At 39.7% G+C, this 22,507-nt stretch carries 29 protein-coding genes; 24 read left to right on the forward strand and 5 right to left on the reverse strand.

From position 1 onward, the window contains the following. Window positions 1–163 (forward strand): IS3 family transposase (locus EJA10_RS22355; RefSeq protein ID WP_142999696.1); only part of this gene is annotated, 163 nt, incomplete at its 5' end. Between the two features lie 66 nt (window positions 164–229). Here the strand turns inward: EJA10_RS22355 and EJA10_RS22360 are convergent. Then, a complete protein-coding gene (locus EJA10_RS22360; protein ID WP_125482223.1) occupies window positions 230–835 on the reverse strand; it encodes a trimeric intracellular cation channel family protein in 606 nt (201 codons plus the stop codon). A gap of 181 nt (window positions 836–1,016) precedes the next feature. Here EJA10_RS22360 and hflX point away from each other — a divergent pair, with 181 nt between their 5' ends. The 4 genes from hflX (at window position 1,017) to glnA (ending at window position 5,493) form a co-directional block, all read left to right on the forward strand. Next, complete coding sequence (hflX, locus tag EJA10_RS22365) at window positions 1,017–2,276, forward strand: GTPase HflX (protein ID WP_125482224.1); 1,260 nt, start codon at window positions 1,017–1,019, stop codon at window positions 2,274–2,276. A 21-nt stretch (window positions 2,277–2,297) separates the two neighbouring features. Further along, a complete protein-coding gene (locus EJA10_RS22370) occupies window positions 2,298–3,569 on the forward strand; it encodes a methionine gamma-lyase family protein (RefSeq protein ID WP_125482225.1) in 1,272 nt (423 codons plus the stop codon). A 143-nt stretch (window positions 3,570–3,712) separates the two neighbouring features. Further along, window positions 3,713–4,117, forward strand: coding sequence for a MerR family transcriptional regulator (locus tag EJA10_RS22375; RefSeq protein ID WP_125482226.1), 405 nt, complete (start codon window positions 3,713–3,715; stop codon window positions 4,115–4,117). Window positions 4,118–4,152: 35 nt separating this feature from the next. After that, window positions 4,153–5,493, forward strand: coding sequence for a type I glutamate--ammonia ligase (gene glnA, locus EJA10_RS22380; RefSeq protein ID WP_125482227.1), 1,341 nt, complete (start codon window positions 4,153–4,155; stop codon window positions 5,491–5,493). Window positions 5,494–5,587: 94 nt separating this feature from the next. On the opposite strand, the gene EJA10_RS22385 is transcribed toward glnA, so the two are convergent. The 3 genes from EJA10_RS22385 to EJA10_RS22395 all read right to left on the reverse strand — a co-directional run bounded on the left by EJA10_RS22385 (window position 5,588) and on the right by EJA10_RS22395 (window position 7,806). Beyond that, window positions 5,588–6,739 (reverse strand): tyrosine-type recombinase/integrase, encoded by a 1,152-nt coding sequence (locus tag EJA10_RS22385; protein WP_125482228.1) that lies wholly within the window; start codon window positions 6,737–6,739, stop codon window positions 5,588–5,590. After that, complete coding sequence (locus EJA10_RS22390) at window positions 6,740–7,327, reverse strand: ImmA/IrrE family metallo-endopeptidase (protein WP_125482229.1); 588 nt, start codon at window positions 7,325–7,327, stop codon at window positions 6,740–6,742. 77 nt (window positions 7,328–7,404) lie between these two features. Then, window positions 7,405–7,806 carry a helix-turn-helix domain-containing protein gene (locus EJA10_RS22395; protein WP_125482230.1) on the reverse strand — a complete coding sequence of 134 codons (402 nt, stop codon included), beginning with the start codon at window positions 7,804–7,806 and terminating at the stop codon, window positions 7,405–7,407. Between the two features lie 163 nt (window positions 7,807–7,969). Between EJA10_RS22395 and EJA10_RS22400 the strand changes: the two genes are divergently transcribed. From EJA10_RS22400 to EJA10_RS22430, 8 genes are all read left to right on the forward strand, one after another. Further along, complete coding sequence (locus EJA10_RS22400; RefSeq protein ID WP_125482231.1) at window positions 7,970–8,212, forward strand: helix-turn-helix transcriptional regulator; 243 nt, start codon at window positions 7,970–7,972, stop codon at window positions 8,210–8,212. Window positions 8,213–8,239: 27 nt separating this feature from the next. Continuing rightward, a complete protein-coding gene (locus EJA10_RS22405) occupies window positions 8,240–8,506 on the forward strand; it encodes a group-specific protein (RefSeq protein WP_125482232.1) in 267 nt (88 codons plus the stop codon). Between the two features lie 76 nt (window positions 8,507–8,582). Next, entirely contained in the window at window positions 8,583–9,095 is a 513-nt protein-coding gene (locus EJA10_RS22410) for a helix-turn-helix domain-containing protein (protein ID WP_125482233.1), read from the forward strand. A 241-nt stretch (window positions 9,096–9,336) separates the two neighbouring features. Beyond that, on the forward strand, window positions 9,337–9,561 hold the full coding sequence (locus EJA10_RS23160; RefSeq protein WP_142999697.1) for a hypothetical protein: 225 nt from the start codon (window positions 9,337–9,339) through the stop codon (window positions 9,559–9,561). Between the two features lie 170 nt (window positions 9,562–9,731). Continuing rightward, complete coding sequence (locus EJA10_RS22420) at window positions 9,732–10,109, forward strand: zinc-finger domain-containing protein (RefSeq protein WP_125482235.1); 378 nt, start codon at window positions 9,732–9,734, stop codon at window positions 10,107–10,109. A 25-nt stretch (window positions 10,110–10,134) separates the two neighbouring features. Then, window positions 10,135–10,305, forward strand: a complete 171-nt coding sequence (locus tag EJA10_RS23610) for a hypothetical protein (protein ID WP_170169225.1) — start codon at window positions 10,135–10,137, stop codon at window positions 10,303–10,305. Between the two features lie 199 nt (window positions 10,306–10,504). Next, window positions 10,505–11,503, forward strand: coding sequence for a DnaD domain-containing protein (locus EJA10_RS22425; RefSeq protein WP_125482236.1), 999 nt, complete (start codon window positions 10,505–10,507; stop codon window positions 11,501–11,503). A gap of 664 nt (window positions 11,504–12,167) precedes the next feature. Next, entirely contained in the window at window positions 12,168–12,377 is a 210-nt protein-coding gene (locus EJA10_RS22430; protein WP_125482237.1) for an XtrA/YqaO family protein, read from the forward strand. Window positions 12,378–12,569: 192 nt separating this feature from the next. On the opposite strand, the gene EJA10_RS22435 is transcribed toward EJA10_RS22430, so the two are convergent. Further along, the gene (locus tag EJA10_RS22435) at window positions 12,570–12,737 is read right to left on the reverse strand and encodes a Spo0E family sporulation regulatory protein-aspartic acid phosphatase (RefSeq protein ID WP_342773949.1); all 168 of its coding nucleotides are present in this window, start codon (window positions 12,735–12,737) and stop codon (window positions 12,570–12,572) included. Window positions 12,738–13,305: 568 nt separating this feature from the next. Between EJA10_RS22435 and EJA10_RS22440 the strand changes: the two genes are divergently transcribed. The 11 genes from EJA10_RS22440 to EJA10_RS22490 all read left to right on the forward strand — a co-directional run bounded on the left by EJA10_RS22440 (window position 13,306) and on the right by EJA10_RS22490 (window position 22,502). After that, window positions 13,306–14,028: a BRO family protein gene (locus EJA10_RS22440; RefSeq protein ID WP_125482238.1), complete on the forward strand. Its 723-nt coding sequence runs from the start codon at window positions 13,306–13,308 to the stop codon at window positions 14,026–14,028. A gap of 236 nt (window positions 14,029–14,264) precedes the next feature. Further along, entirely contained in the window at window positions 14,265–14,717 is a 453-nt protein-coding gene (locus tag EJA10_RS22445; RefSeq protein ID WP_125482239.1) for an ArpU family phage packaging/lysis transcriptional regulator, read from the forward strand. After that, complete coding sequence (locus EJA10_RS22450; RefSeq protein WP_125482240.1) at window positions 14,714–15,256, forward strand: site-specific integrase; 543 nt, start codon at window positions 14,714–14,716, stop codon at window positions 15,254–15,256. The genes EJA10_RS22445 and EJA10_RS22450 overlap by 4 nt, the downstream gene beginning before the upstream one ends. 222 nt (window positions 15,257–15,478) lie before the next feature. Next, window positions 15,479–16,645: a DUF3800 domain-containing protein gene (locus tag EJA10_RS22455; protein WP_125482241.1), complete on the forward strand. Its 1,167-nt coding sequence runs from the start codon at window positions 15,479–15,481 to the stop codon at window positions 16,643–16,645. A gap of 236 nt (window positions 16,646–16,881) precedes the next feature. Beyond that, window positions 16,882–17,292 (forward strand): hypothetical protein, encoded by a 411-nt coding sequence (locus tag EJA10_RS22460; protein WP_125482242.1) that lies wholly within the window; start codon window positions 16,882–16,884, stop codon window positions 17,290–17,292. A 63-nt stretch (window positions 17,293–17,355) separates the two neighbouring features. Beyond that, window positions 17,356–18,042, forward strand: coding sequence for a hypothetical protein (locus EJA10_RS22465; protein WP_125482243.1), 687 nt, complete (start codon window positions 17,356–17,358; stop codon window positions 18,040–18,042). A gap of 47 nt (window positions 18,043–18,089) precedes the next feature. Next, a complete protein-coding gene (locus tag EJA10_RS22470; protein ID WP_125482244.1) occupies window positions 18,090–18,431 on the forward strand; it encodes an HNH endonuclease in 342 nt (113 codons plus the stop codon). 98 nt (window positions 18,432–18,529) lie between these two features. Beyond that, window positions 18,530–18,853 carry a P27 family phage terminase small subunit gene (locus tag EJA10_RS22475; RefSeq protein WP_125482245.1) on the forward strand — a complete coding sequence of 108 codons (324 nt, stop codon included), beginning with the start codon at window positions 18,530–18,532 and terminating at the stop codon, window positions 18,851–18,853. Continuing rightward, on the forward strand, window positions 18,828–20,579 hold the full coding sequence (locus EJA10_RS22480; RefSeq protein WP_125482246.1) for a terminase large subunit: 1,752 nt from the start codon (window positions 18,828–18,830) through the stop codon (window positions 20,577–20,579). The genes EJA10_RS22475 and EJA10_RS22480 overlap by 26 nt, the downstream gene beginning before the upstream one ends. Window positions 20,580–20,581: 2 nt before the next feature. Then, a complete protein-coding gene (locus tag EJA10_RS22485; protein WP_246017931.1) occupies window positions 20,582–21,802 on the forward strand; it encodes a phage portal protein in 1,221 nt (406 codons plus the stop codon). Continuing rightward, window positions 21,777–22,502, forward strand: a complete 726-nt coding sequence (locus EJA10_RS22490) for an HK97 family phage prohead protease (RefSeq protein WP_125482247.1) — start codon at window positions 21,777–21,779, stop codon at window positions 22,500–22,502. Before EJA10_RS22485 ends, EJA10_RS22490 begins: the two co-directional genes overlap by 26 nt. Window positions 22,503–22,507: the final 5 nt, after the last annotated feature.

Raw genomic sequence — 22,507 nt, forward strand, 5'->3', positions numbered from 1 at the left:
ATTAAAGAGTGAGCTACTTTATTTAGAAGAATTTGAGAGTATGGAGCACTTTATACAGGAATTGGAGAAGTATATCTATTATTACAACCACGATCGTATTAAGGCAAAATTAAAAGGCAAGAGTCCGGTACAATACCGAACTCTTGCCCCTCAGGCTGCCTAATATTTTGTGTCTAACTTTTTGGGTTCGGTTCAAATGTCTCTGCTTTTTTTGCTTTCATATTAGTTTCTAGTGAACGCCAAGCTTTCGGACGGGCAGGTGCCACTTGTATGTGTATGACAACACCCGAAGAGCTGTGATGATGATAAATAAACTGTAAAGCTCGACCGCTTTGTCAGCCATTCCAAGGCCGATTACAAGTCCGGCGAGAACGGCCCAGACAGCATAAATTTCAGCCTTCAATACAAGCGGCTTTCTGCCGGCAAGTAGGTCGCGGATGATGCCTCCGCCGCTTCCGGTCAATACAGCGGCTACTATGACTGCGCTTAATGGATGACCCATATTTGAAGCGTACATCGCTCCCTGAATCGCGAAGGCAGCCAGCCCAATGGCATCGAAGAAATTACCCCAACGCTGCCAGTGCTTTAAGAGATTGCCAGGGAACAAGAAAACAATCGTGATCGACAGCAGGGCCAAATTAAAGAACATGCCTTGATCCCAAATGGCCGATACCGGAACTCCAATGAGAAGGTTTCGGATGGCTCCGCCGCCAAACGCTGTCACGATTCCCAATATATAAACTCCGAAGATGTCATACTCTTCTTCCATGGCGACGATCGCCCCACTAATCGCGAATGCGATTGTTCCAATCATGCTGAGTACTTCCCATGTCATTTCGCTTTGCTCCTCTTGTTAAAATAATGCCTGAATACTAAAATAGGAAATTGAAAACATATTGATTTTAACATGTTTATTCCAATTTACAACCACTTTAAGTCTGTCTTTGAAAATTTTTGTTTGCTGCAGTATTTTGGTATGATGGGTGTAGCGATATATAAGGAAAGAAGGGTGCTATTTGGAACAAGAAAACTTGCTTGAAAAAGTGATCCTTGTAGGCTGCCAGACGACGGAAGAAGATGATCTTCGTTTTCAATATTCGATGGAAGAGCTTGCCTCTCTAACAGAAACAGCAAAAGGGAAGGTCCTGGTTCAGGTTGTGCAAAAAAGGCCCAGGGTCCATCCGGCAACATACATAGGAAAAGGGAAGGTTGAAGAGCTTCAGGCGTTGGAGGAAGAGCTTGAACCTGACTTGATCATTTTCAATGATGAGCTGTCCCCAAGCCAAAATCGGAACCTCTCGGCCGGACTGAAGGCGAGGGTAATTGACCGCACCCAGCTTATTCTTGATATTTTTGCACAAAGAGCGCGTTCTAAGGAGGGGAAGCTGCAGGTTGAGCTTGCCCAGCTTCAATACCTGCTTCCACGACTGGGAGGAAAAGGGATTGAAATGTCCCGTCTTGGTGCCGGAATTGGAACAAGAGGTCCAGGTGAAACAAAGCTGGAATCTGACCGCCGCCATATTCGCAAGCGAATCGATGATATCAAAATCCAGCTGTCGGTCATTGTTCAGCATCGTGACCGTTACAGAGAGCGAAGGAAGAAAAACAAGGCGTTTCAGATAGCTCTGGTCGGCTATACAAATGCCGGAAAATCTACTTTGTTCAACCGCCTGACAGAAGCGGAATCCTTTGAAGAAAACCAGCTATTCGCGACGCTAGACCCAATGACAAGGAAAGCGATTTTGCCAAGCGGCTTCACTGCGTTGCTGACGGATACGGTCGGTTTCATCCAGGACTTGCCGACGACATTGATCGCTGCATTCCGTTCGACGCTTGAAGAGGTCCGGGAAGCCGATTTGCTCCTCCATGTAGTAGACATGTCGAACCAGGATTATTTTTCCCATGAACAGACAGTCAATAAATTGCTGGAAGATCTTGAAGTTCACCAGATTCCGCAAATCACTGTCTATAATAAACGGGATATTGCCCATCAGGATTTTGTGCCGAATGCGAAGAATGAGACAGCTTTTATCAGTGCATTCAGCGAAGACGACAGGAAAAACCTTTTGTTAAAAATTGAACAGTCCATCATTGGGATGATGGAGCCGTTCCATGTCCTCGTCCCTTCGGATGAAGGCAAATTGCTGGCTCAGCTGAAAAATGAAACGATACTGCGTGAGCTGGCTTTTGATGAAGATAAGCAAGGTTATGTTTGCAGAGGGTTCTCTTTAGCTGACCACCAAATTACCGGCCAGCTGAAGCGATTCAAGATATAAATAGTAAGATAGGAGAGCAGCATGTTTACACAATTGAAAAATGGCGAGAAGCTGAAGCCGCTTGTCAGCGAGATTGAGCAGCAAATTGCCGATATACACAAGAAGATAGATGAACGGATTGATTCCAATCAATTCAGGGTATTGCAAAGTTTTCAGAAACACCGTGTCAGCGATTCGCATTTTATCCCGACAACCGGTTATGGATATGATGATGCCGGAAGGGAGACGCTTGAGAAAATATACGCAGAGGTCTTCGGTGCAGAAGCGGGCCTTGTCCGTCCGCAAATCATCTCCGGAACCCACGCCATTTCAATCGCGCTGTTCGGAATCCTCCGCCCGGGTGATGAGCTCCTGTATATTACGGGGAAACCTTATGACACACTTGAAGAAATCGTTGGCATCCGCGGTACTGGCAATGGCTCGCTGAAGGAATTTGGAATCTCCTATAATACTGTGAACCTCACGGAAAGAGGAGAAGTCGATTGGGATGCCGTCCAAAAGGCAATCAAGCCCGAAACGAAGATGATTGGCATCCAGCGCTCGAAAGGGTATGCGACCAGGCCTTCTTTTACAGTAAATGAAATTGGTGAAATGGTGAAATTCGTAAAAGAAATCAAGTCAGATGTTGTCGTGTTCGTTGATAACTGTTATGGAGAGTTTGTCGAGGAGCAGGAGCCGTGTCATGTCGGAGCGGACCTGATGGCAGGTTCACTCATCAAGAATCCAGGCGGCGGGATTGCCAAGACGGGCGGATATATCGTCGGCAGGGAAGAGTATGTCGAGTCTTGTTCATACAGGATGACGTCCCCAGGGATTGGAGCAGAAGCCGGTGCTTCCTTATATGCACTTCAGGAGATGTACCAGGGCTTTTTCATGGCCCCGCATATTGTCGCCCAGGCACTGAAGGGGGCTGTGTTTACTTCGGCAATGCTGGAACGCCTCGGAATGAATTCCTCGCCGAAATGGGATGCAGCGCGGACCGACCTGATTCAATCTGTCCAATTTGATGACCGTGATAAAATGGTCGCCTTCTGCCAGGCAATACAATATGCATCACCAATCAATTCACATGTGACGGCTCATCCGGCGTACATGCCAGGATATGAGGACGATGTCATCATGGCAGCTGGTACATTCATCCAGGGTGCAAGCATTGAATTGACGGCAGACGGACCGATCAGGCCGCCATATGTCGCTTATATACAGGGGGGCTTAACCTATTCCCATGTGAAAATAGCAATCTGTATTGCTCTTGATTCTTTAATAGAAAAAGGTTTAATTATTTTAAAATAGGTTAATATACAACAGGACGCTTGCTAAGTCGGTCCTGTTCTTTTTTTATGAATTTTCATGTGAGATAATCTAACATATGTTTGACAACATATCTTACATTGAATATAATGAAAATATCTTAAGAGGGAAGGAGGAGAAATCAAATGGGCGGAAGTGAAATTCGCCGGAACATGCCGCTCTTCAGCATCGGAATTGTTATGCAGCTGACAGACTTGTCGGCCAGGCAAATCCGCTATTATGAGGAGCATGAATTGATTTCTCCGGCAAGAACGGAAGGCAATAAACGGCTCTTTTCCCTGAACGATATCGATAAACTCCTTGAAATCAAAGATTTGATTGACCAGGGGGTCAACATGGCAGGCATCAAGAAGATATTTAATGTGAAGCAAGAATCAGTCATTAGTGCTGAAGAGAAGAAGCAAGCCGAAAAGACAAGGCGTGAACTTTCGGATTCCGAATTGCGCAAACTGCTTCGCAAAGAACTCCTGCAGGCTGGCCGGTTCAACCGTTCAACAGACCGCGGAGACATGTCGAGATTTTTCCATTAAAAATTATCTAAGTAAAATGTAGGAGGAAACGAAGAATGGCTAAGAAATTCACAAGAGAAGATATTATCCGCTTATCAAAAGAAGAGAATGTTAAATTCATTCGTTTGCAGTTCACAGATATTCTTGGAACGATTAAAAACGTGGAAATTCCAATCAGTCAGCTTGAAAAGGCGCTTGATAACAAAATGATGTTCGACGGTTCTTCTATTGAAGGTTTCGTTCGAATCGAGGAGTCTGATATGTATCTGATTCCTGACCTGGATACATGGGTCATTTTCCCTTGGACAGCTGAAAAAGGAAAGGTTGCACGCTTGATCTGTGATATCAAAAATGCAGACGGCACTCCATTTGCTGGTGACCCGCGCGGAAACCTTAAGCGTATCCTCAAGGAAATGGAAGAGCTTGGCTTCACCAACTTCAATCTTGGACCAGAACCAGAATTCTTCCTGTTCAAGCTTGATGCGAATGGCGAACCTACACTTGAACTAAACGACAACGGCGGTTACTTTGACCTTGCGCCAACAGACCTGGGTGAAAACTGCCGTCGTGATATCGTCCTTGAACTTGAAGAAATGGGCTTTGAAATTGAAGCATCCCACCACGAGGTTGCTCCAGGACAGCACGAAATCGACTTCAAATACGCCGATGCATTGACAGCATGTGACCAGATCCAAACTTTCAAGCTTGTCGTAAAAACAATCGCACGTAAGCATGGTCTTCACGCTACATTCATGCCGAAGCCATTATTCGGAGTGAACGGTTCCGGAATGCACTGCAACATGTCATTGTTCCGCAACGGCGAGAACTCTTTCTACGACCCGTCTGATGAGAGGCTTGAACTAAGTGAAACAGCGTACCAGTTCATCGCTGGAACATTGAAGCATGCAGCTGGCTTCACAGCAGTTACGAACCCGACTGTAAACTCTTATAAGCGTCTGGTTCCTGGTTATGAAGCACCTTGCTATGTGGCATGGTCCGCAAAGAACCGCTCACCATTGATCCGTATCCCGGCGTCACGCGGAATGAGTACACGTGTTGAAGTCCGCAGTGTTGACCCTGCAGCAAACCCATATCTTGCAATGGCAGTATTGCTGGCAGCAGGATTGGACGGAATCAAGAAGAAAATGACTCCTCCAGCATCAGTAGACCGCAACATCTACGTAATGAACAAAGAAGAGCGCGTCGAGGAAGGAATCGATGATCTGCCGCCAACACTGGCAGCAGCGCTTGACCAGCTGAAGAAAGACGAAATCATCAGCGCGGCACTTGGCGACCACATCCTCGAACACTTCATCGAAGCAAAAGAAATCGAATGGGATATGTTCCGTACGCAGGTTCACCCTTGGGAGCGCGAACAGTATATGAGCATGTATTAAGAAGTGTAACCCTTGATACCATTGGTATTGAGGGTTTTTCTTATTGGGGCGATTTTCTATCGATCTACAAACTGCCCCAGAATTGCCCCGGAATTTAAAAAAGATTTTTCGTTCGCTCTTCATACTTTTCGATGGCTGCCTGTTCCATCTTCTTCGAAACGTGAGCGTAGACATCCGAAGTTATCCGTTCACTTCCATGACCTAGTCGTTCCTGCAACTCCTTCATGCTTATGCCGGCCTCAAGGCAAAGAACTGCATGTGTGTGTCTTGTAGAATGGATTGGCATAGAAGCAATGCCAGCACGCTTCAGTATTCTGGAGAAAGAATTATACAGACTGGATTTTGGCATGTAGTCTCCATTCTCTCTGCATAACACGAGATTGTAGTCATGTTTATAGAATCCATTCAGGTTCAATTTGTTTTGGTTTTGCCATTTCATATGGAAATGAAGATCATTCGCCAGGCTTTGACTAATTCTAAATGATCGATTCGAATTATACGTTTTGGTATCTCCAAACATCTTATCAGGATTCTTGCTCGCTTCCTTAAAGTCCAATGTTTTGGATATGTGAATGACCTTTTCCTTCAAATCTACATCCGTCCATTGAAGTGCGGCAGCTTCCCCTTTACGTAAGCCGGTCTCCAATAGGACTTTGTAGAAGATCCAGTGGATGTAACCGTATTTGTATGCTGTATTCAGAAATAGTGGAATGTCTTCTGAATCAATGAACTGCATTTCCTTCTCTTTGACATATCCTTTAAGTGTAACTCCATGACAGGGGTTTTTATCTGTTTTCCCGATAATCATAGCTTTTTCATATGCTGAATACATGGTGCCATGAATTATCGTTATAGTTCGTCTGCTGTATCCTTTTTCATCCAAATGATTAATAAATCTTTGATACATCATTGGTTTGACATCCTTAAGATTCGCATTCTGGAAGAAGGGAAGAATATGCAAGCGGATATTCTGCTCATGCAATTCATATGTGTTTTTACGAATGTTTTCCTTTTTGTATTCATCCAACCAGAAGTACATGAAGATCTTAAGAGATACATCTCCAACTTCCATTCCCTCGAGTAATTGCTTTTCCATTTCTGCAGCTGCCAGGCTCGCTTCAGGTTTGGACCTGAACCCTTTTTTTGACTTTTCCTTCGGTTTCTTCGTAATAGGATCCTTATATCGTATTCGATATTCGTAATACGTTTTGCCGTCTTTCCTTTTGTATTTATAAATGTCGGCCATCTATTTCACCTCCTTTCGTAAAATTAATGATAAAACTTCTTGATTCATTTTGGTGCAGTAAACTGATTCCATTTTATTAATCGCCCTCCATTCATGCCTTAACGCCTCGTGGAATTCAAAACCAATCACTTGGTTGTTGAAATGCTCGAGCCTTTTCTTTGCGAAAATTTCAGTTACATTGAATGTTTCCATTACGAACAACATCGCTTCTGCCCATGTAGCAGGCAGGCCAGAATCTAGCAACATAAAAGTTGGGACACAAAAATGACGGGCGAAATTGTTTGCTTTGGTTTCCTGATACTCAACAAGATCGTTACGAATCCAAAGCTGATTTCCAACATGGTACTTAAGGTGACTCACTTCATGCCCGAAATCTTCCCATTGTTCAGGTTCAGTTTTTCGGCTGTCGATTATGATACTTTTCAATCCTCTCCGACTGATTGCTTTGCTGCTAATAGGGAGAAGGTGAAGCCATACATCCATTTTGTAAGCTAGATCTTGCATATCTATTTGATCCGGGCGGTAAATGCTGTAAGAATGATAAAGCTCTTTAATTTCCTGTTCTAATGGTGTGAGTTGGTATTCCATGATTGTCCTCCTATAAGGAACGTGTGTTCGGTTTGGAGAGTAAAATAATAAGCCGAAAACGGCCTATATTTAATTAATTATTTTTGGCGATCACCAGGTTTGCGTCCCTTTTCAACTTCATTTAATTTCCTTAACAAATCCAGTGCAATCTTGCGGTTTTCTTCTGTCGATTCCGACCATTCCTTTGCCCACAATTCCACATCAGGGTCATTAAGTAGCTTTTCTAACTCGTCTTCTTCATCTTGCTTCTCTACTTCTTTCTGAACAATAACTTTTGTTGGTTCATCAGTACGTCCTAGTAGGTAGTCTGTTGATACCTCTAAAACATCAGCTAAATCATTTAACATTTCGTTAGATGGAGAGCTATACCCTGTTTCGTAATTTGAAATTGTAGTTTTCTTCGTACTAACAAGAGAAGCAAGTTTTTCTTGAGTATAATCCTTTGCTTTCCTTGCCATTCTTAATCTTTTTGAAAGCATGGCAATTTCCCCTTATTATATAAAGTTCAAATATATTGTACTTTATTATTGATAAAAATAAATAAAAGTCCAAAAAAATCATACTTATTGTTGACATCCAATATTCTTGGACTTATAATCGTGTTATAAAGTTCAAGTTACTTGGATATAGGTGGTGATAAGGTTGAATAAAAACATTAATTTAATTAATGCTAGGAAAGCGAAAAACTTAACTCAAGAACAACTTGCAGAAAAAATTCAGTGCCAGAAAACTACAATTAGTAACTGGGAGAATGGTTATTCTAAACCTACTTTAGATGTTGCATATGTTGTATCCGAAATACTTGAAACCAATATAAATATTTTATTCTTTGCTGAGAAAGTCCAAGAAACTCAGATAAATAACAGGGTTAATAGTAAACCTTAGAATGTCCTATTGAAAGGAGAAATACAAGTGTTAGACATCAAAATTGATGAACAGGAAGTAAAGCAACTCTACCTTGAAAAACTCCAGGAAAAATTAAAGGAGATTGAATCAGAGCTGGTTTTTTGGGATTCAAAAGAGTTAATGAGAAGAACGTGCATGAGTTGGAATTTCATTCAAAAAGAATTTTTCTTTGATCCGGAATTTCCTAAATACAAAGTAGGGAAGAAATGGGTCTTTCCAGCGAATGAATGTAAAGATTTCTTACTGAATTGGGTTAGGAGACATCCTCAATAATAGCTTACCCACAGTATAAAACAACTCTCGGTCACAAATACACAATACTTTTGGTACAAAAGGGGGAATCGGTTAAATGGCCATCGGGGAGATGCTGGCCAGTGCGAGGAAAAGGCAAGGGTACTCACAAGAAGAACTATCAATGGACCTTCCAATATCGCGGGAGAGCTTAGCAAAGTATGAAACAGGATCAAGGCGGCTGCCGAATGATATGAGACGCCCAATTGCAGAAGCTTTGGATGATGTGGAATTTTATTTCAACACTTGGCAGGATGCTGCAGGTGAAGTAGCCATTCCTTATTTTAATGGTGAATATGTGGATCAGCATCCTGCAAGTATGGTTTTTTTGGTTAAAAAAGAAACTATTGAAGCACTACAACAACTAGACATGGTTTCATGGTCGAAACCAATACATACGAGAACAGATGCAGAAAGGGAGGACATCAAACGAGTTGTAGGAGAGTTGCTGGATGCAGCTTCAAGCATTATCAACTTGGTAGGGGTGCTTTGCCGGGAATACCGATTTTCTATGAAGGACGTTTTTAAAGCTTGGAAGCTTAGTCTGAAGGTAAGGAAATTAAATAAATAAGTGGTAAATAGAAGTCGTAAAAAAGATACCTAATGTGCAAAAAAGTTGACCAAAGCCACCTATTAGTAGGGGAAGGCATAAATTTAAATTCAGAAGAAAAAGGAGATATAGCGTGAAACAGAGATTATATCTATTAACAGTCCAAAGAGAAATGGTAAAGAATGCTATGAGGAATCACAGTAAAACCTTGGTAGGGATTGGGCAACAACTTTTTGACATTGCACTCATTAAGGTTGGGGGGATGAATCGTGTAGTCGAGCTCGACGGAATGGAGATGATCTACATCTCACAGTCTCTTAATTCATATGCCAAGAAGTTGAGCAACGCGGATAAAATTGTAGAATCACAGCATTATAGAATACTTGCTATGGAGATTGAGCAGATCCGTATCTATTTCCAACAGACAAACGGGCCAAAGGTACACATAAAAAAGCAAGCAGCAAGTGCTCCAACACTCACTGCTTGAATATATGTTCAAGAATCCAAATTCACTATACCACTAGAACCCATTCTAGGGCAAGAAGCTTCAATTCTTGCCGTAATGGCCAGGAGTGCATCTATCTGGCATTTTAGGTGTTCCCCCTTTACATTCTCCTGCTCATTACGGTGCGCGTTGAAAGAGAGAGGAGGGATAACATGGATCGCACTGAAAAGCGAAGGATAAGGCAAAAGATACACAATCTTTTAGACATTGAATGCAAGGGCTGTGAATTCAATGGTAAAAACCAAAATGGCATTTGCAACACTCAATGTCCAGTTGGGGAAAGGTTGCGGTCTTTATCTAAAGTACTCTTCCAGAACATTGAAAAGCAACCGTCAATATTTAATGAATCAATAACACTTGAAGGTCTTACTAGAAAGCCTTGGACCGTGGAAGAAGATTTTTATCTGCTAAACCATTTCCATCTGGTTACTTGTGATCACTTAGCGAAAAAACTCGACCGTACCCCAGTTGCTGTGAATCAAAGATATAAGACGCTGATCAGAGAACAGAAGAAAGAAAAGGTACAGTAAATTTTATTCAAAAGGAGGACAACTTATGTTATTTGAGGTTGATTTTGCAGTCAAAATTAATAACTGCTTCCAGACTGTCCACAAGGCTTTTATTGATGCTGAAAGTGTGTTGGAGTGCCATGACCAGGCAGAAGAAGTTAGAGAGCAACTGCCGGTCAATCAAAATAACCATGTTCATATTTTCATAGAGGCATAAGCCTTGCTTACCTCCAAGACAACGAATGTATTGCTCTCAGAATGGTTGTTAATCCAGAACGATGATTTATCGGAGCAAAATTTTTTAATCCTTGTTAGGAAAACTCGATATCCAGAATATAGGCTGGAACTGGTCAAAATCATTTCGCTGTTTGTTTAGTTTTAGTAGAAATCAAAACGAAAAAGAGGAGGAGAAATGCTTGAGCAAACTTTTACTGGATGACAAACCCATCATTGTGCTGCCTTCTCTTGCAGAAAAAGTAGGACTCAACGAGGCGATATTCCTGCAGCAATTAAATTATTGGCTACAAGAAAGTAAGCATTGCTATGAGGAAAAGAAGTGGGTCTATAACACCCAAGAGGATTGGCAGGAGCAATTCCCTTTCTGGTCCATTAGCACGATTAGGAGAACCATTTCAAAATTGGAAAGCATCGGCTTATTGATTAGTGGAAATTTCAACAAAAAGAACTTTGACAGGACAAAGTGGTACACAATCAACTACGAAGAATTAGAGGGGTTGAACACACCATCTGCTCAAAATGAACAAATGCATAGTGACGCGGTTGTTCAAGATGATAATTTGCAAGATGGCGCTTTTGTTCAAAATGATGAAATGCATAACAGTGCATCTGTTCAAAATGAGCACATCATCTGTTCAAAATGGACAGACCATGTGTTCAATTTGAACAGACCAATACCAGAGATTACTACAGAGAGTACTTCAGAGATTTTAAAAGAAGTTGAAGAAGATGCGCTGGTGCAAAAGGAAAATCCGTTTCGATTTTTTGAGGAAAATGGTTTCGGAACCATTGGAGGCTATATGTCTCAGAAAATAACCGGATGGTGTGATGACCTTACAGACGAGGTTGTCATGGAGGCCTTGAAGCTTGCTGTAGAGAACGGATCTAAAAAGTGGAGCTACGTTGAAAGCATTTTAAGGTCCTGGGCAGATAAGAAGGTTAAAACTGCTGATGATGCCAAAGCAGTACAACAAGCATTCAGAGAGCATAAGTCAAGGCAACGAGATAGGCCAAAGGGCAGTAGAAAGCCCCTGAGAAGAGAACAACCCCCTGAATGGTTCGCAGCCCATCAACAACAAACAGCTGCCAAACAATCTGAACCAGTTCAATCAGAAGAAATTGACTTTGAAGCAGAGAAAATAGCTCTGGAACAAGAATTAAAAAAATTTAAAAAGTGAGGGATGGAGATGGGGATCCTGCTAGAAGCAGTGCAAAAGAGGAGAATGTTTCTTGAGTATCAACTCTGGAAATCTGACCTGTATAAAGAAAATCTTAATCAACTGCCTTTATCCGAACTGGAGCGTCTATACATAAGCCATAGGTGCCAGCTAGCAAGGAGTGTCTAATCATGAATATATTAGTCCATATATACGAATGTGGTGGCTGTGTTGTCACTTTTGCAGTCGAGCAAGCTTTTGAAGAACAGCATCTAATTCAGTGTCCATCATGCTGCCAAGATGTTCTAATACGGGATGTCGGTGAAGGAGAGATTGTCAGAAAAGGAGAGTAGGATAATGCAGGTTATACAGCCAGTGTTCGAATTGTGGTGCTACTTTTACTGTCCAATCAAAGCAATTCATGTTTTGTTCTAAATTATGTGAGATGGAGCATGATTTATATGAAAACCAAAAAGAAAGGAGCGCGAATGAAGACAGAAAACTATCAGACTATATCACTGTTTCTTCTAAACAAAGAGTGTCTTGCTGGTAATAAGTCAGCATCAATAGAATGGGAGCGAAGGTGGGAAGAAAAGTTCCCTGAAATAAAAAAACTGCCAGACGGGCGGTCTGGCAATCAAAAGTTATCGACACCTTAATTATACCATAGGGCAGGGGTGTCAGAATGCAAAAAAGATTAACGGAAATAGAGATCAATAATCAAGATATGTCCATCAGCCAAAAAATAGAACCAGGCAGGGTCCTTGTCCTAGTTTTGGATGGCAACAAAGGAAAGGCATTCAAATGTGAGGCGGTCTTACATGGTCTAACCATTGTTGAAACAACAAGCGGTAAATCCAAAAGAGTTACGTTTGAGGAAAGTGAACTCTGTTAAAGAACAATCAATAATCTATACCCAATAATAACTTAACAAACCGTACCAAAGGAATTGCTCCTTTGGTACATATATCTCTATAACTGAAACCCAAAAAGCCATGAAGCATGGGGACCCATATCTTAATGGCTACCTTGCTTGTCAAATAAAGCAATCCATTGGAGGACTCAAGGGGAATTCCCTTGGAAGATATTAATTTAATAACTTTTGGTACTTAACTATTAATTCATCTAAATTTTGGCTTAATCTTATGGTTTCTGGATCATTAAATCCTTTTAAATGAACAATGTTTACTAGTTCTTTCTTAGAATATTCTATTTTGAATAAAAGAATTTCTTTCTTTATTTTCATACATTCCATATCAATACCTCTATACTTTTTCTTTATAAAATAGTGGAATTAATTATTTAACTTTTGGTGTCTGCGCAATAGTTCATTATATCTAAGGGTAAATCGTTTCGTTTCTATGCTATCAACACCATAAGTCTGTGTGATTTCAATCAATCTTTCTCTAAAGAGCTCTAACTGTATTTCAATAAAATTTTTCGAAACAGACATTACCAACATCCTTCATTATTTAGAAAAAATAAGACGTACGTAAGTATAATTTTACCAATTAGTTAATTAAATTATAAGAGGATAAATGTGACAATTTTGAAACCAGTTTAGGAGGATTGGCAGTGAACAATTAGATGCACAGCAATCCCTTGCGTAATAGTCACACCAAGTTACTGAACAATCCGTAGATTTACTGGTGTAAATAGTAAAAGAAATAATGTGTCTTTCCTAATTAATCATAAACTCTCTATAATGGACTTATAAGGAATTGAATAAGTCCGAGATCGAGAATAAAACGTGAGGGCACTGATTAATTGGCAATGTGGTTGCTATTAATTGGTGTCCTCTTTTTTTGAAGGAGGGGTAAGAGTTGTGCCAACTACAGAAGGTTTTCAATTACGAACGAAATGAAGTAAGGACAATTACAAAAGGTGAAGAGGTCTGGTTTGTTGCAAAGGATGTATGTGATGTCTTGGAAATCGGAAATCCAACTGAAGCTTTAAAGCGATTGGATGAAGATGAAAAAGACCTCATTTCAACTGAGGGTTTTAGAGGAGTAGTAAATATCGTTAACGAGCCTGGTCTTTACACCTTGATTTTTGGAAGTCGTAAACCCGAAGCAAAACAATTCAAACGTTGGGTGACTCATGAAGTTATTCCGACTATTAGAAAAACTGGTGGTTATGTATCAAATGAAGACATGTTCATCAATACTTACTTGGTACATGCCGACAATCAGACAAAAATCATGTTCAGGGCTACCCTGGAAACGGTGCGGAAACAGAATGAGCAGCTTGCGATCATGCAACCGAAAGCCGAATACTTTGATGCATTGGTGGATAGAAACTTGTTAACAAATTTCAGAGATACTGCAAAGGAATTAGAAATTGGCCAAAGGTCTTTCATCAACTGGTTGCTGGAAAAAGGATACGTTTATCGTGATCAAACTGGAAAGTTGAAACCATATGGAAAGTACGTGCCAGAACTGTTTAAGTTAAAAGACTTTGAAAGGAACGGCAAAGCAGGAGTCCAGCCATTAATTACACCAAAAGGGAAAGAAACCTTTAGGCTATTGATGGAAAAATCAGCTTAATATAAAGTCCGAGATCGAGAATAAAACGTGAGGACACTGATTGCCAGAGTTACCTGGTTTTATCGGTGTCCTTATTTCTTTGGGAAGGAGGTCTAATATGGGAACAATCCAGGGAGAACTTTCGAAATGGGCAGCTAAAAATAAAATGCCTATTAAGAAAAAGAAAGAGGCAGAACAAAAGCGCGAGGATAGTAGTGGGGCCCTTACACAAAAATAAAAAGATTGGGGTAGATAAAATGGGGAATCTTTCGGATTTCAACTTACCGTCCATTAATCGGAATGCCACCAGGAAAGCTGTAGAATCAGCATTGGAGAAATACAGAATACTTTTGTTGAGGCAATTTGATAACAAACCTAAAATTACTCAGTCATATTCCATTATTCCACCATCTAACACAAATCAATTTCACTCAACTACAGAAGATGTAGCTATCATGAACGCTGATTTAGAGAGGGAAATGCAACTTTATCTAACTCGTATGATTAAGGCTGTAAATGGTCTCACTCAGTGGGAGAGAGCCATTATTATAAAGAGATACATGGATCAAGAAGATGTATTTGATTACGAAATCTATAATGAAATTGGCATGAGTGAACGGAAATATTACAGAGTAAAGGGAAGAGCTTTTTACAAGCTTGCATTTTCACTGAAGATTGAAGTCTATGAAGAGAAGGAAGTGACAGCATGAACTTTGTGCAGCCAATTAGGGATCCGGAAATCATAGCAGAGATTAAGAAGCATTTGAAAGAGGAAAATGAGCGCAACTACATGCTTTTTGTTACCGGCATTAACTCTGGGTTGCGCATTTCGGATATTTTGCCGTTGAAGGTGAAGGACGCTAAGAAAAGTCACTTCAGCTTGCGAGAAACCAAGACCGGTAAACAGAAGCGTATTCAAATCACACCAGCCTTGAAGAGAGAGCTGAAATACTATATTGAAGGTAAAGACGATGAGGATTACCTTTTCAGGAGCAGAGAAGGCAAGAATAAGCCAATTGGCAGAGACATGGCGTATAAGATATTAAGAATTGCAGCTGAACAATTTGGCTTGGATGAAATAGGAACCCATACACTTAGAAAAACCTTCGGTTATCATTTCTATAATCAAACCAAGGATATCGCTATGCTGCAGGAGATATTTAATCACAGCTCACCTCAGATTACTTTGCGATATATTGGCGTCAACCAAGATAGTATGGATAAGGCTATGAATAGGTTTAAAATATAGGCTCATTTGCTGAGAGGCAAATGGGCATTTTTTTTTTTGCATATAAAAATTACTCAAAAAAATTAATTGTATAATTCATTTTTAGGAAGTTGTAAAATGATATATATACCAAGGCTTCCGGCCTTTAGGCGAATTCAACAAAATATAAGATAAGGATAATTAAAAGAAGGGATTTTAAAAAGAATGTCGAAATACCTGTTTATCTAAAAGGGGGAATTAAAAATGCAAAACAACACACCTTCTGGAGATGAACAACAAAGAAAAAAACTAGAAAGAGAATTAAAACGTCGAGTTCTTGCAAATAAATTAATAAATGAAATTGAACAGGAAAAAAACAACACTATTCTTAACAAAGTAGGATTGATTCTAAATAAATATCCTCACACGAGAAATTCAGATGTATCATTAATGTTGAAGTTTTGGGAGGTTTTCGAAGGACATAAAAGTGATAGCATTGAGAAAAAAGATATGTATTTTTTTGAAAGGTTAACTTCTGTAGCTAGGGCAAGAGCAAAGATTCAAAATGAATATGGTCTGTTTCCAGCTGATGAAAAAGTTAGGAAGTTTAGAAGGAGCAAAGAGGAAAAGGAAAAGGAATTTCAAATAGAATCAAAACCTGAAATGCCCATTATCTATATATACGCTGACGAAACAGGTAAGAACGACGATTTCGTCGTGGTAGGAAGCTTATGGATTTTAGATGAAAAAAGAAATGGACAAATAGTAAGGTCATTAGAAACTTGGGTTAAAGGAAAAAAAACTGCTGGAGTTCAGGTTCCTGGTGAATTTCACTTTGTTGATATTAAGAACAACGGTAACAATATTGATATATACAAAGAGTTTTTTAGTTATTTTATGTCCATCGCTTCAGATGTTATTAGTTTTACTGCTATTGCAGTTAATAAAAAGAATATTAAAAAACATATTGACGATTTAATATCTGATTTATTTTACCAGATAGTTAGAATAGGAATTGAGCATGAAAAAAAGAACAATAGAATTTCTTTTCCTAAACAATTAAGTTACTTAAAAGATGAAGAAAAAGGAGAAAGTCCTTATAGGATTAAAGGAATCCAGGACACAATTGTTGATAAATTAAAAATCCATTACGGAGATAACATTAAGTTGAATAAATTTGTTCCTGTTGATTCAAAGCATGTGAAACTGATTCAAATTGCTGATCTTTTTACAGGTAGCTTAAACAGAATAATTAATCATCAGAGGAAAAATCCTGAAGCTCAAAAAAATGCTAAAGACGATTTTGCGCAAATCGTCTTAGATTCTATGGGTCTAGAAGAAATTCATGTAGATATAGAAAAATTAGAAATGGATAATTTACATGAGGAAATTACATCTGACATGTCTAAGTTATTCGTCTTTAATGAATAAAAAAATGGCAGAAACTTGTCAGTATAGTGGCAGAAAAAGTGCAAAGGATTTCGTTTTCCGCATGTTATTATGGTATTGAGATAATAAAGCAAGCTTCCTAAAAGTGAAGGAAGCTTTTTTTTAGGGTTAACAAATTTCACTTTTGTTCAAAATGAAGCATTTTTGCGAAGATTTGAATTCATACCCGGCTTCTTAAAATGCATCGTTTAGGAAAAAGTAACACAGCTGATTAGCGAATGGATCAGGATGGTTTGCGAACTGTTTTAGTGAATGTCCTTATAAAATTCTTGCAGGAAATTGCTACCTTTTGTCGAATTGGTAGTGCGAAAGGAGATGATAATATGGAAAGCAATATTCTAATTGCAAAGGAACAATGGAGAAAAGAATTAAAACAAGAACAGGATAATTTAAGGTTAAGGTTATTAAATCTAGAAAATGAAAAAGAGGTACTGGAATATAAGTACCAAATAGCTGCTCAGGTGCACAATAGATATCACAAGGGTCATTACAAAAATAAAATTAATGAATTATTCCTCGAGCCATTAGAGCAAAAATTAGACCGTATTGAAGAAGAGATCGAAGCGGCAAAGACAGATAAAAATGTTAAGGGCCGAATCCTAGAGAGCTTAATTGAACAATTAGATTAGGGCATCCTTTCGGGATGCTTTTTTATAGTAGTGGGACCTTGACTATTTTTGGGGGAGATTAGAATGGATTATAATGAACAGGATAGTAAATTAAAATGGAATGATAGGGATTGGAAATGGGTTATAGGTGTATTGATTTCAATAATCATATTAATACTTACTATTAGGTTAGGAGATAATCATAATGTAATTAATTTATTCTCATTTATCTCGAGTTCTGTATCAATCGCACTAGCATTAGTAGCTATATTTATAGCATTAAAACAAGATGGTGAAAGTAGAAGAGTAAATTATTTAACATCAAGGATATTAAGCAGTATAGAGTTGAAACTCAATACTGTTGATGAAAATTTAAGGAGAATAGATGAAAAGTTTATTCAAAATGTTACTGAAGAAGCAATTGAGGAGATAACAGCAGAAGGAAAAAAGGAAAGTTACACTAAAGATGAAGTAAAAGAGATGTTAAGTTCCTTAAGCACTCAAATAACTAAAGAAGTGAATATAGAATTAGATCAAAATAATAAAAAGTCCATTTCACGACCAAGTAGTGGTTTGATGGGAGCGTATAAATTACATTATACAATCAAAAAAATATTACAGAGGGACCCTAGTTATTCCAATAGAGAGATACAGTATATACTAAACGAAGAATTTGATATAGAAGTATCGATTGGGAGAATATCATCTATAAAGGAAGCCATACTCAAATCTATGAATTATGAAAAAAAAGATACAGACAAATCATCTTAAGTGCCTTCAAAAAAGGTGCTTTTTCTATTTTTGAGGGAAGTGAAATTATGAAAAGTCATTACGCTTATGATAAACACAAACGCAATAGAGAGTCCCGTGCTTTCTATAAGAGCACAGCATGGGAGAAGTGCAGGCAACTTGCACTAACTCGCGACAATTATTTATGCCAAGATTGTTTCAATAAAAATATTATTACTTCTGCAGAAATGGTCCATCATATCGAGGCACTGGCAGACCATCCAGAGAAAGCGCTGGACCTCGATAACCTAGTCAGCCTATGCCATCCATGCCATAACAAACGACATCCTGATCGAGCAAAGAAGAATGTAAAGCGAATCAGTAATAAGATTAGAGTAATCAAATCGAAACCGAATCCGGAAGTGACATAGCCCCCCTGCCTTGAAGTGAATTTTTCGATATTGGTGGGACCGACTGTGCCCCTTCTTTTGCAACGCGGATAAAGTTTTCATGAAAGGGGGGTAAACACTTGGCTGTTCCAACTGCAAAAAAGATAAGAGAATATCTTGGGGATTCTTATAAAGAATCGGATGAAGAACTAATAAAGCTGTATTTAGAAACTCATCAGTTTTATAGGAGACTCCAGAAGGAAATAAAAGACGCGGATTTAATGTACGAATATACAAATAAGGCAGGGGCGAAAAACTTGGTTAAGAACCCCCTTTCTATTGAATTGACTAAGACTGTTCAAACACTAAATAACCTTTTAAAATCCCTAGGCTTAACTCCTGCGCAGCGTAAGAAATTAAAGAATGGTGATGAGCCGGATGAAGACGATTTCGACGACTTCTAATAAAACCGGCATTATAAATGTCTTAGCAAAACCTTCTACCAAACTACTAACAACCTGGTACGCTGAGCAAGTAGTTAAAGGGAATATAATAGCAAGTGAAAAGGTTATTTTAGCTTGTAAACGCCACTTAAATGACTTAGAAAAGGCTGGAACTGAAGAATTTCCATTCATTTTTGATGAAGAATTAGGCCATCGACCTATACAATTCATCGAAAAATACTGCAAACCTTCAAAAGGGAACTTTAAGCAGCTGATCCTACAAGCGTGGCAACATTTCATATTAGGGAGTCTTTTTGGATGGATCCATAAAGACTCAGGTCTAAGGCGCTTCAAAGAGGGCCTTATTTTTGTTGGTCGAAAAAACGGAAAAACCACTCTTATCTCCGGGGTTTCTCTTTATGGGGTGAGCAAGGACGGAGAAAACGGAGCTGATATTCCTTTACTGGCCAACTCAATGAAGCAGGCAAGAATCCTTTTTGATGAAGCCAAGGCAATGATCAAATCCTCACCAAAGTTGAGAAAGCGATTCAGACCATTAAGGGATGCGATTCATTTTGATAAAACATTCTCCAAAATCGAGCCTCAGGCATCCGATTCAGAGAAACTGGATGGATTAAATACTCATATCGGGGTATTTGATGAAATTCATGAGTACAAAGATTATAAGCTCATTAACGTCATAAAAAATTCGCGCCAATCACGTGATCAACCTCTGCTTATTTACATTACTACGGCCGGCTATCAACTGGATGGTCCACTCGTAAACTACTATGAACAGGGGCATGACACGCTTAATGGATTAATTATTGACGAACGCACCTTTTATTACCTGGCTGAATTGGACGATGAGAAGGAATTCGATCAACCGGAAATGTGGGTTAAAGCAAACCCTAATATGGGTGTCTCTATCAAGCTGGCAGATATGATAGAGGATTGGGATAAGGCGAAACGGACTCCACAGGAGCGCAATGACTTTATCACCAAGCGATTCAATCTTTTCGTCAACAGTTCAGAGCAGGCATTCCTGGACTTTAATACCATCAAAAAGAATAACAAAGAGAGACATGAAGAGGACTTCTTTAAGGTGCCTTGTATAGGAGGTTATGATCTATCCGATTCAGAGGACTTTACCAGTGCTTGCTTGGAGTTCCCAATCCTTGAGACAGGTGAAGTATTTGTTATCTCTCACTCTTGGGTACCAGAAAAGAAGGTGCTTCTGGAAAATGAAAAAATCGATTACCGAGGAATGGAAAAGGACGGTCTGCTTACGATTGTGAAAAGTGAATACATCAATAAGGAACTCATTTATGATTGGTTTGTTGAAAAGTCTCAACTATTCCAAATTGAGCTCATCACCTATGACCCGGCAAAAGCGTTCGGGTTGAATGAAGCACTTAAGAATTATGGGTTCCAAACCCAAATAGTTCGCCAAGGCCATTTAACATTGGGGCCAGCAGTGGATGATGTTAAAGACAGATTCTTAGATGGGAATATTATTTTTAATAATAACAGGCTTTTTCGATGGTACGTCAACAACGTCAAGATGGTTGAAGACCGAAATCGAAATAAGCTGCCTACAAAGCAAGGTCGATATAGAAAAATCGATGGCTTTGCTGCTTTCCTGAATGCTCATACAGAAGTGATGAAAAAGTTTGTGCAGCCGGCCGGCAATGGCGACATTAGCTTTGTATCCATTAACCAGCTGTTAAGGGGGGTGATTAATTGAATATATTCAGCGCAATAAAGACCACGGCAAGACGTATCTTCAGAGTCCAGACACGTAGCTATGAGGGCAGTGGGTATAACTTCACCAGATGGTTTAGCCCAAGAATCATTAACCTGACAAATCCAGCGAATAAATTGGCAACCAATGAAACGATCTTTTCAGCTGTATCTAAATTATCTAATTCAATGGCCACTTTGCCACTTAAGCTGTACAAGGAATTTAACCCTGTAATGAATGGATCATCGGACATACTGATGAATTCTCCTAATCCTAATATGACTTCCTTCGACTTTTTCAGGACTTTGGAAGTCCATAGGAATACAGAGGGAAATGGATACGCATTGAAATTGTACGATGAATTTGAACAGGTCGAATCCCTGTGGATCCTGGACCCTTTGAAAGTAAGGCCAATGATTGAAGCTAATTCGCGGGAGCTATGGTATGAAATCGATGGGGACAAAGGGAAAACTCTTGTTCATAACCATGATATGATCCATGTTAAGCATATCCACACCACCGGATATAAAGGCTTAAGTCCAATCGATGTTCTAAAGAACACATTGGAGTTTGATCAGGAGGTGCGAACATTCAGCTTGGATCAGATGGATGGAGCAAAGTATTCTTTCATCCTAAAATATGCCTCTAATTTAAGTCCGGATAAGAAAAAAGAGATAATTGATAACTTTCGGCAATTTTATTCTGAAAATGGTGGAGTGCTCATTCAAGAAGCTGGAGTGGAAATCGATAAGCTTCAGAGCCAATTCATCGACACAAAGGTTTTTCAGGCCGAAAAAGTGACTAGGTCCCGTGTGGCCAACGTCTACAATATGCCGGTGCATATGTTAGGGGAAACTGAGGGTCAGAGCTTCTCCAGCATGGAACAAATGTCCTTGGAGTTTGCTCAGAACACCATGCTGCCGATAGTGAGGCAGTACGAACAGGAAATGAATAGAAAATTACTTACTCGAGAAGAGCGTTTGCGTGGACTTTATTTCAAGTTCAATGTGAACGCTCTTTTGCGTGCCGACACAACCACCCGTGGAGAGTTCTATTTCAAAGGAATCCGTTCCGGATGGTTCAAACCGAATGAGGTAAGGGCATTTGAGGAGCTGCCTCCTGTGGATGGTGGCGATCAACTCTTTGTAAGTGGTGACCTGTATCCTATTGAACAGGCTGGAAAGGAGGTGAGGGCAGGGAATGAAAAAGAACCAACAGCATCATAAAAAGCGCGGTCAGGTGATTGAGCAGGATTCAGTTGAATTATATGAAAAACGCACTTTTACCTTGAAAACCAAGGATGTTTTAGTTGAAAAACGTGAAGCCAATGGGAAACAGGTGGAGGTGTTAACCGGTTATGCAGCCGTGTTTGAACAATTCACTGAGTTGGCGGATTGGTGGGGTGACACCTTCCATGAGAAGTTCACCAGTGACTCAATGGACGAAACACTGTCTGATGGCCATGTAATCTACGCATTGTTTAACCACAGCTGGAGAGACCTTATGGGCGCCACGGTGGATAATCTGACACTCGAAAAACGGGATGAAGGGCTCTATTTTGAACTGATTCCAAAGAACTTCGAGTTTGATCGCAGGATCATGGACCTGGTACGCGGCGGAACTATTGGCGGCTGCTCAATTGGTTTTAGAGTTTTGGACCAGGATTGGGAAGAGAAGGACGGAGATTATTTCCGGATCATCAGGAAAGTGGATTTGTATGAAATCACGTTCACTCCTATTCCAGCGTATGCACAGACCTCTATTTCAGTGGATTTACGAGAAATTGACACGAAAAACAATGAAAAACGCTCAGTTACTGGACAAGAAACAGATCTCGAAAAAGATGATTTGCAAACCAGTGCTGAAGACGAAGAGCGAAAAGCTCTTCTTGAAGAAGCCGAAAACACTTTAAAACAATTTTCCTAGGGGGA

Source organism: Mesobacillus subterraneus, from assembly GCF_003937825.1.
GTDB lineage: Bacteria > Bacillota > Bacilli > Bacillales > Cytobacillaceae > Mesobacillus > Mesobacillus subterraneus.

Bases quoted from the DNA above. Each gene is read 5' to 3' on its own strand.
- EJA10_RS22370 (WP_125482225.1), top strand. From the start codon at position 2,298: ATGTTTACACAATTGAAAAATGGCGAGAAGCTGAAGCCGCTTGTCAGC.
- EJA10_RS22430 (WP_125482237.1), top strand. From the start codon at position 12,168: ATGCAAAAAAGATTAACGGAAATAGAGATCAATAATCAAGATATGTCC.
- EJA10_RS22410 (WP_125482233.1), top strand. From the start codon at position 8,583: ATGGCCATCGGGGAGATGCTGGCCAGTGCGAGGAAAAGGCAAGGGTAC.
- EJA10_RS22420 (WP_125482235.1), top strand. From the start codon at position 9,732: ATGGATCGCACTGAAAAGCGAAGGATAAGGCAAAAGATACACAATCTT.
- EJA10_RS22445 (WP_125482239.1), top strand. From the start codon at position 14,265: ATGGGGAATCTTTCGGATTTCAACTTACCGTCCATTAATCGGAATGCC.
- EJA10_RS23160 (WP_142999697.1), top strand. From the start codon at position 9,337: ATGAATCGTGTAGTCGAGCTCGACGGAATGGAGATGATCTACATCTCA.
- EJA10_RS22470 (WP_125482244.1), top strand. From the start codon at position 18,090: ATGAAAAGTCATTACGCTTATGATAAACACAAACGCAATAGAGAGTCC.
- EJA10_RS22480 (WP_125482246.1), top strand. From the start codon at position 18,828: ATGAAGACGATTTCGACGACTTCTAATAAAACCGGCATTATAAATGTC.
- EJA10_RS22450 (WP_125482240.1), top strand. From the start codon at position 14,714: ATGAACTTTGTGCAGCCAATTAGGGATCCGGAAATCATAGCAGAGATT.
- EJA10_RS23610 (WP_170169225.1), top strand. From the start codon at position 10,135: ATGTTATTTGAGGTTGATTTTGCAGTCAAAATTAATAACTGCTTCCAG.
- glnA (WP_125482227.1), top strand. From the start codon at position 4,153: ATGGCTAAGAAATTCACAAGAGAAGATATTATCCGCTTATCAAAAGAA.
- EJA10_RS22395 (WP_125482230.1), bottom strand. From the start codon at position 7,806: ATGCTTTCAAAAAGATTAAGAATGGCAAGGAAAGCAAAGGATTATACT.
- EJA10_RS22490 (WP_125482247.1), top strand. From the start codon at position 21,777: ATGAAAAAGAACCAACAGCATCATAAAAAGCGCGGTCAGGTGATTGAG.
- EJA10_RS22375 (WP_125482226.1), top strand. From the start codon at position 3,713: ATGGGCGGAAGTGAAATTCGCCGGAACATGCCGCTCTTCAGCATCGGA.
- EJA10_RS22435 (WP_342773949.1), bottom strand. From the start codon at position 12,737: ATGGAATGTATGAAAATAAAGAAAGAAATTCTTTTATTCAAAATAGAA.
- EJA10_RS22465 (WP_125482243.1), top strand. From the start codon at position 17,356: ATGGATTATAATGAACAGGATAGTAAATTAAAATGGAATGATAGGGAT.
- EJA10_RS22385 (WP_125482228.1), bottom strand. From the start codon at position 6,739: ATGGCCGACATTTATAAATACAAAAGGAAAGACGGCAAAACGTATTAC.
- EJA10_RS22455 (WP_125482241.1), top strand. From the start codon at position 15,479: ATGCAAAACAACACACCTTCTGGAGATGAACAACAAAGAAAAAAACTA.
- EJA10_RS22460 (WP_125482242.1), top strand. From the start codon at position 16,882: ATGGATCAGGATGGTTTGCGAACTGTTTTAGTGAATGTCCTTATAAAA.
- EJA10_RS22360 (WP_125482223.1), bottom strand. From the start codon at position 835: ATGACATGGGAAGTACTCAGCATGATTGGAACAATCGCATTCGCGATT.
- EJA10_RS22390 (WP_125482229.1), bottom strand. From the start codon at position 7,327: ATGGAATACCAACTCACACCATTAGAACAGGAAATTAAAGAGCTTTAT.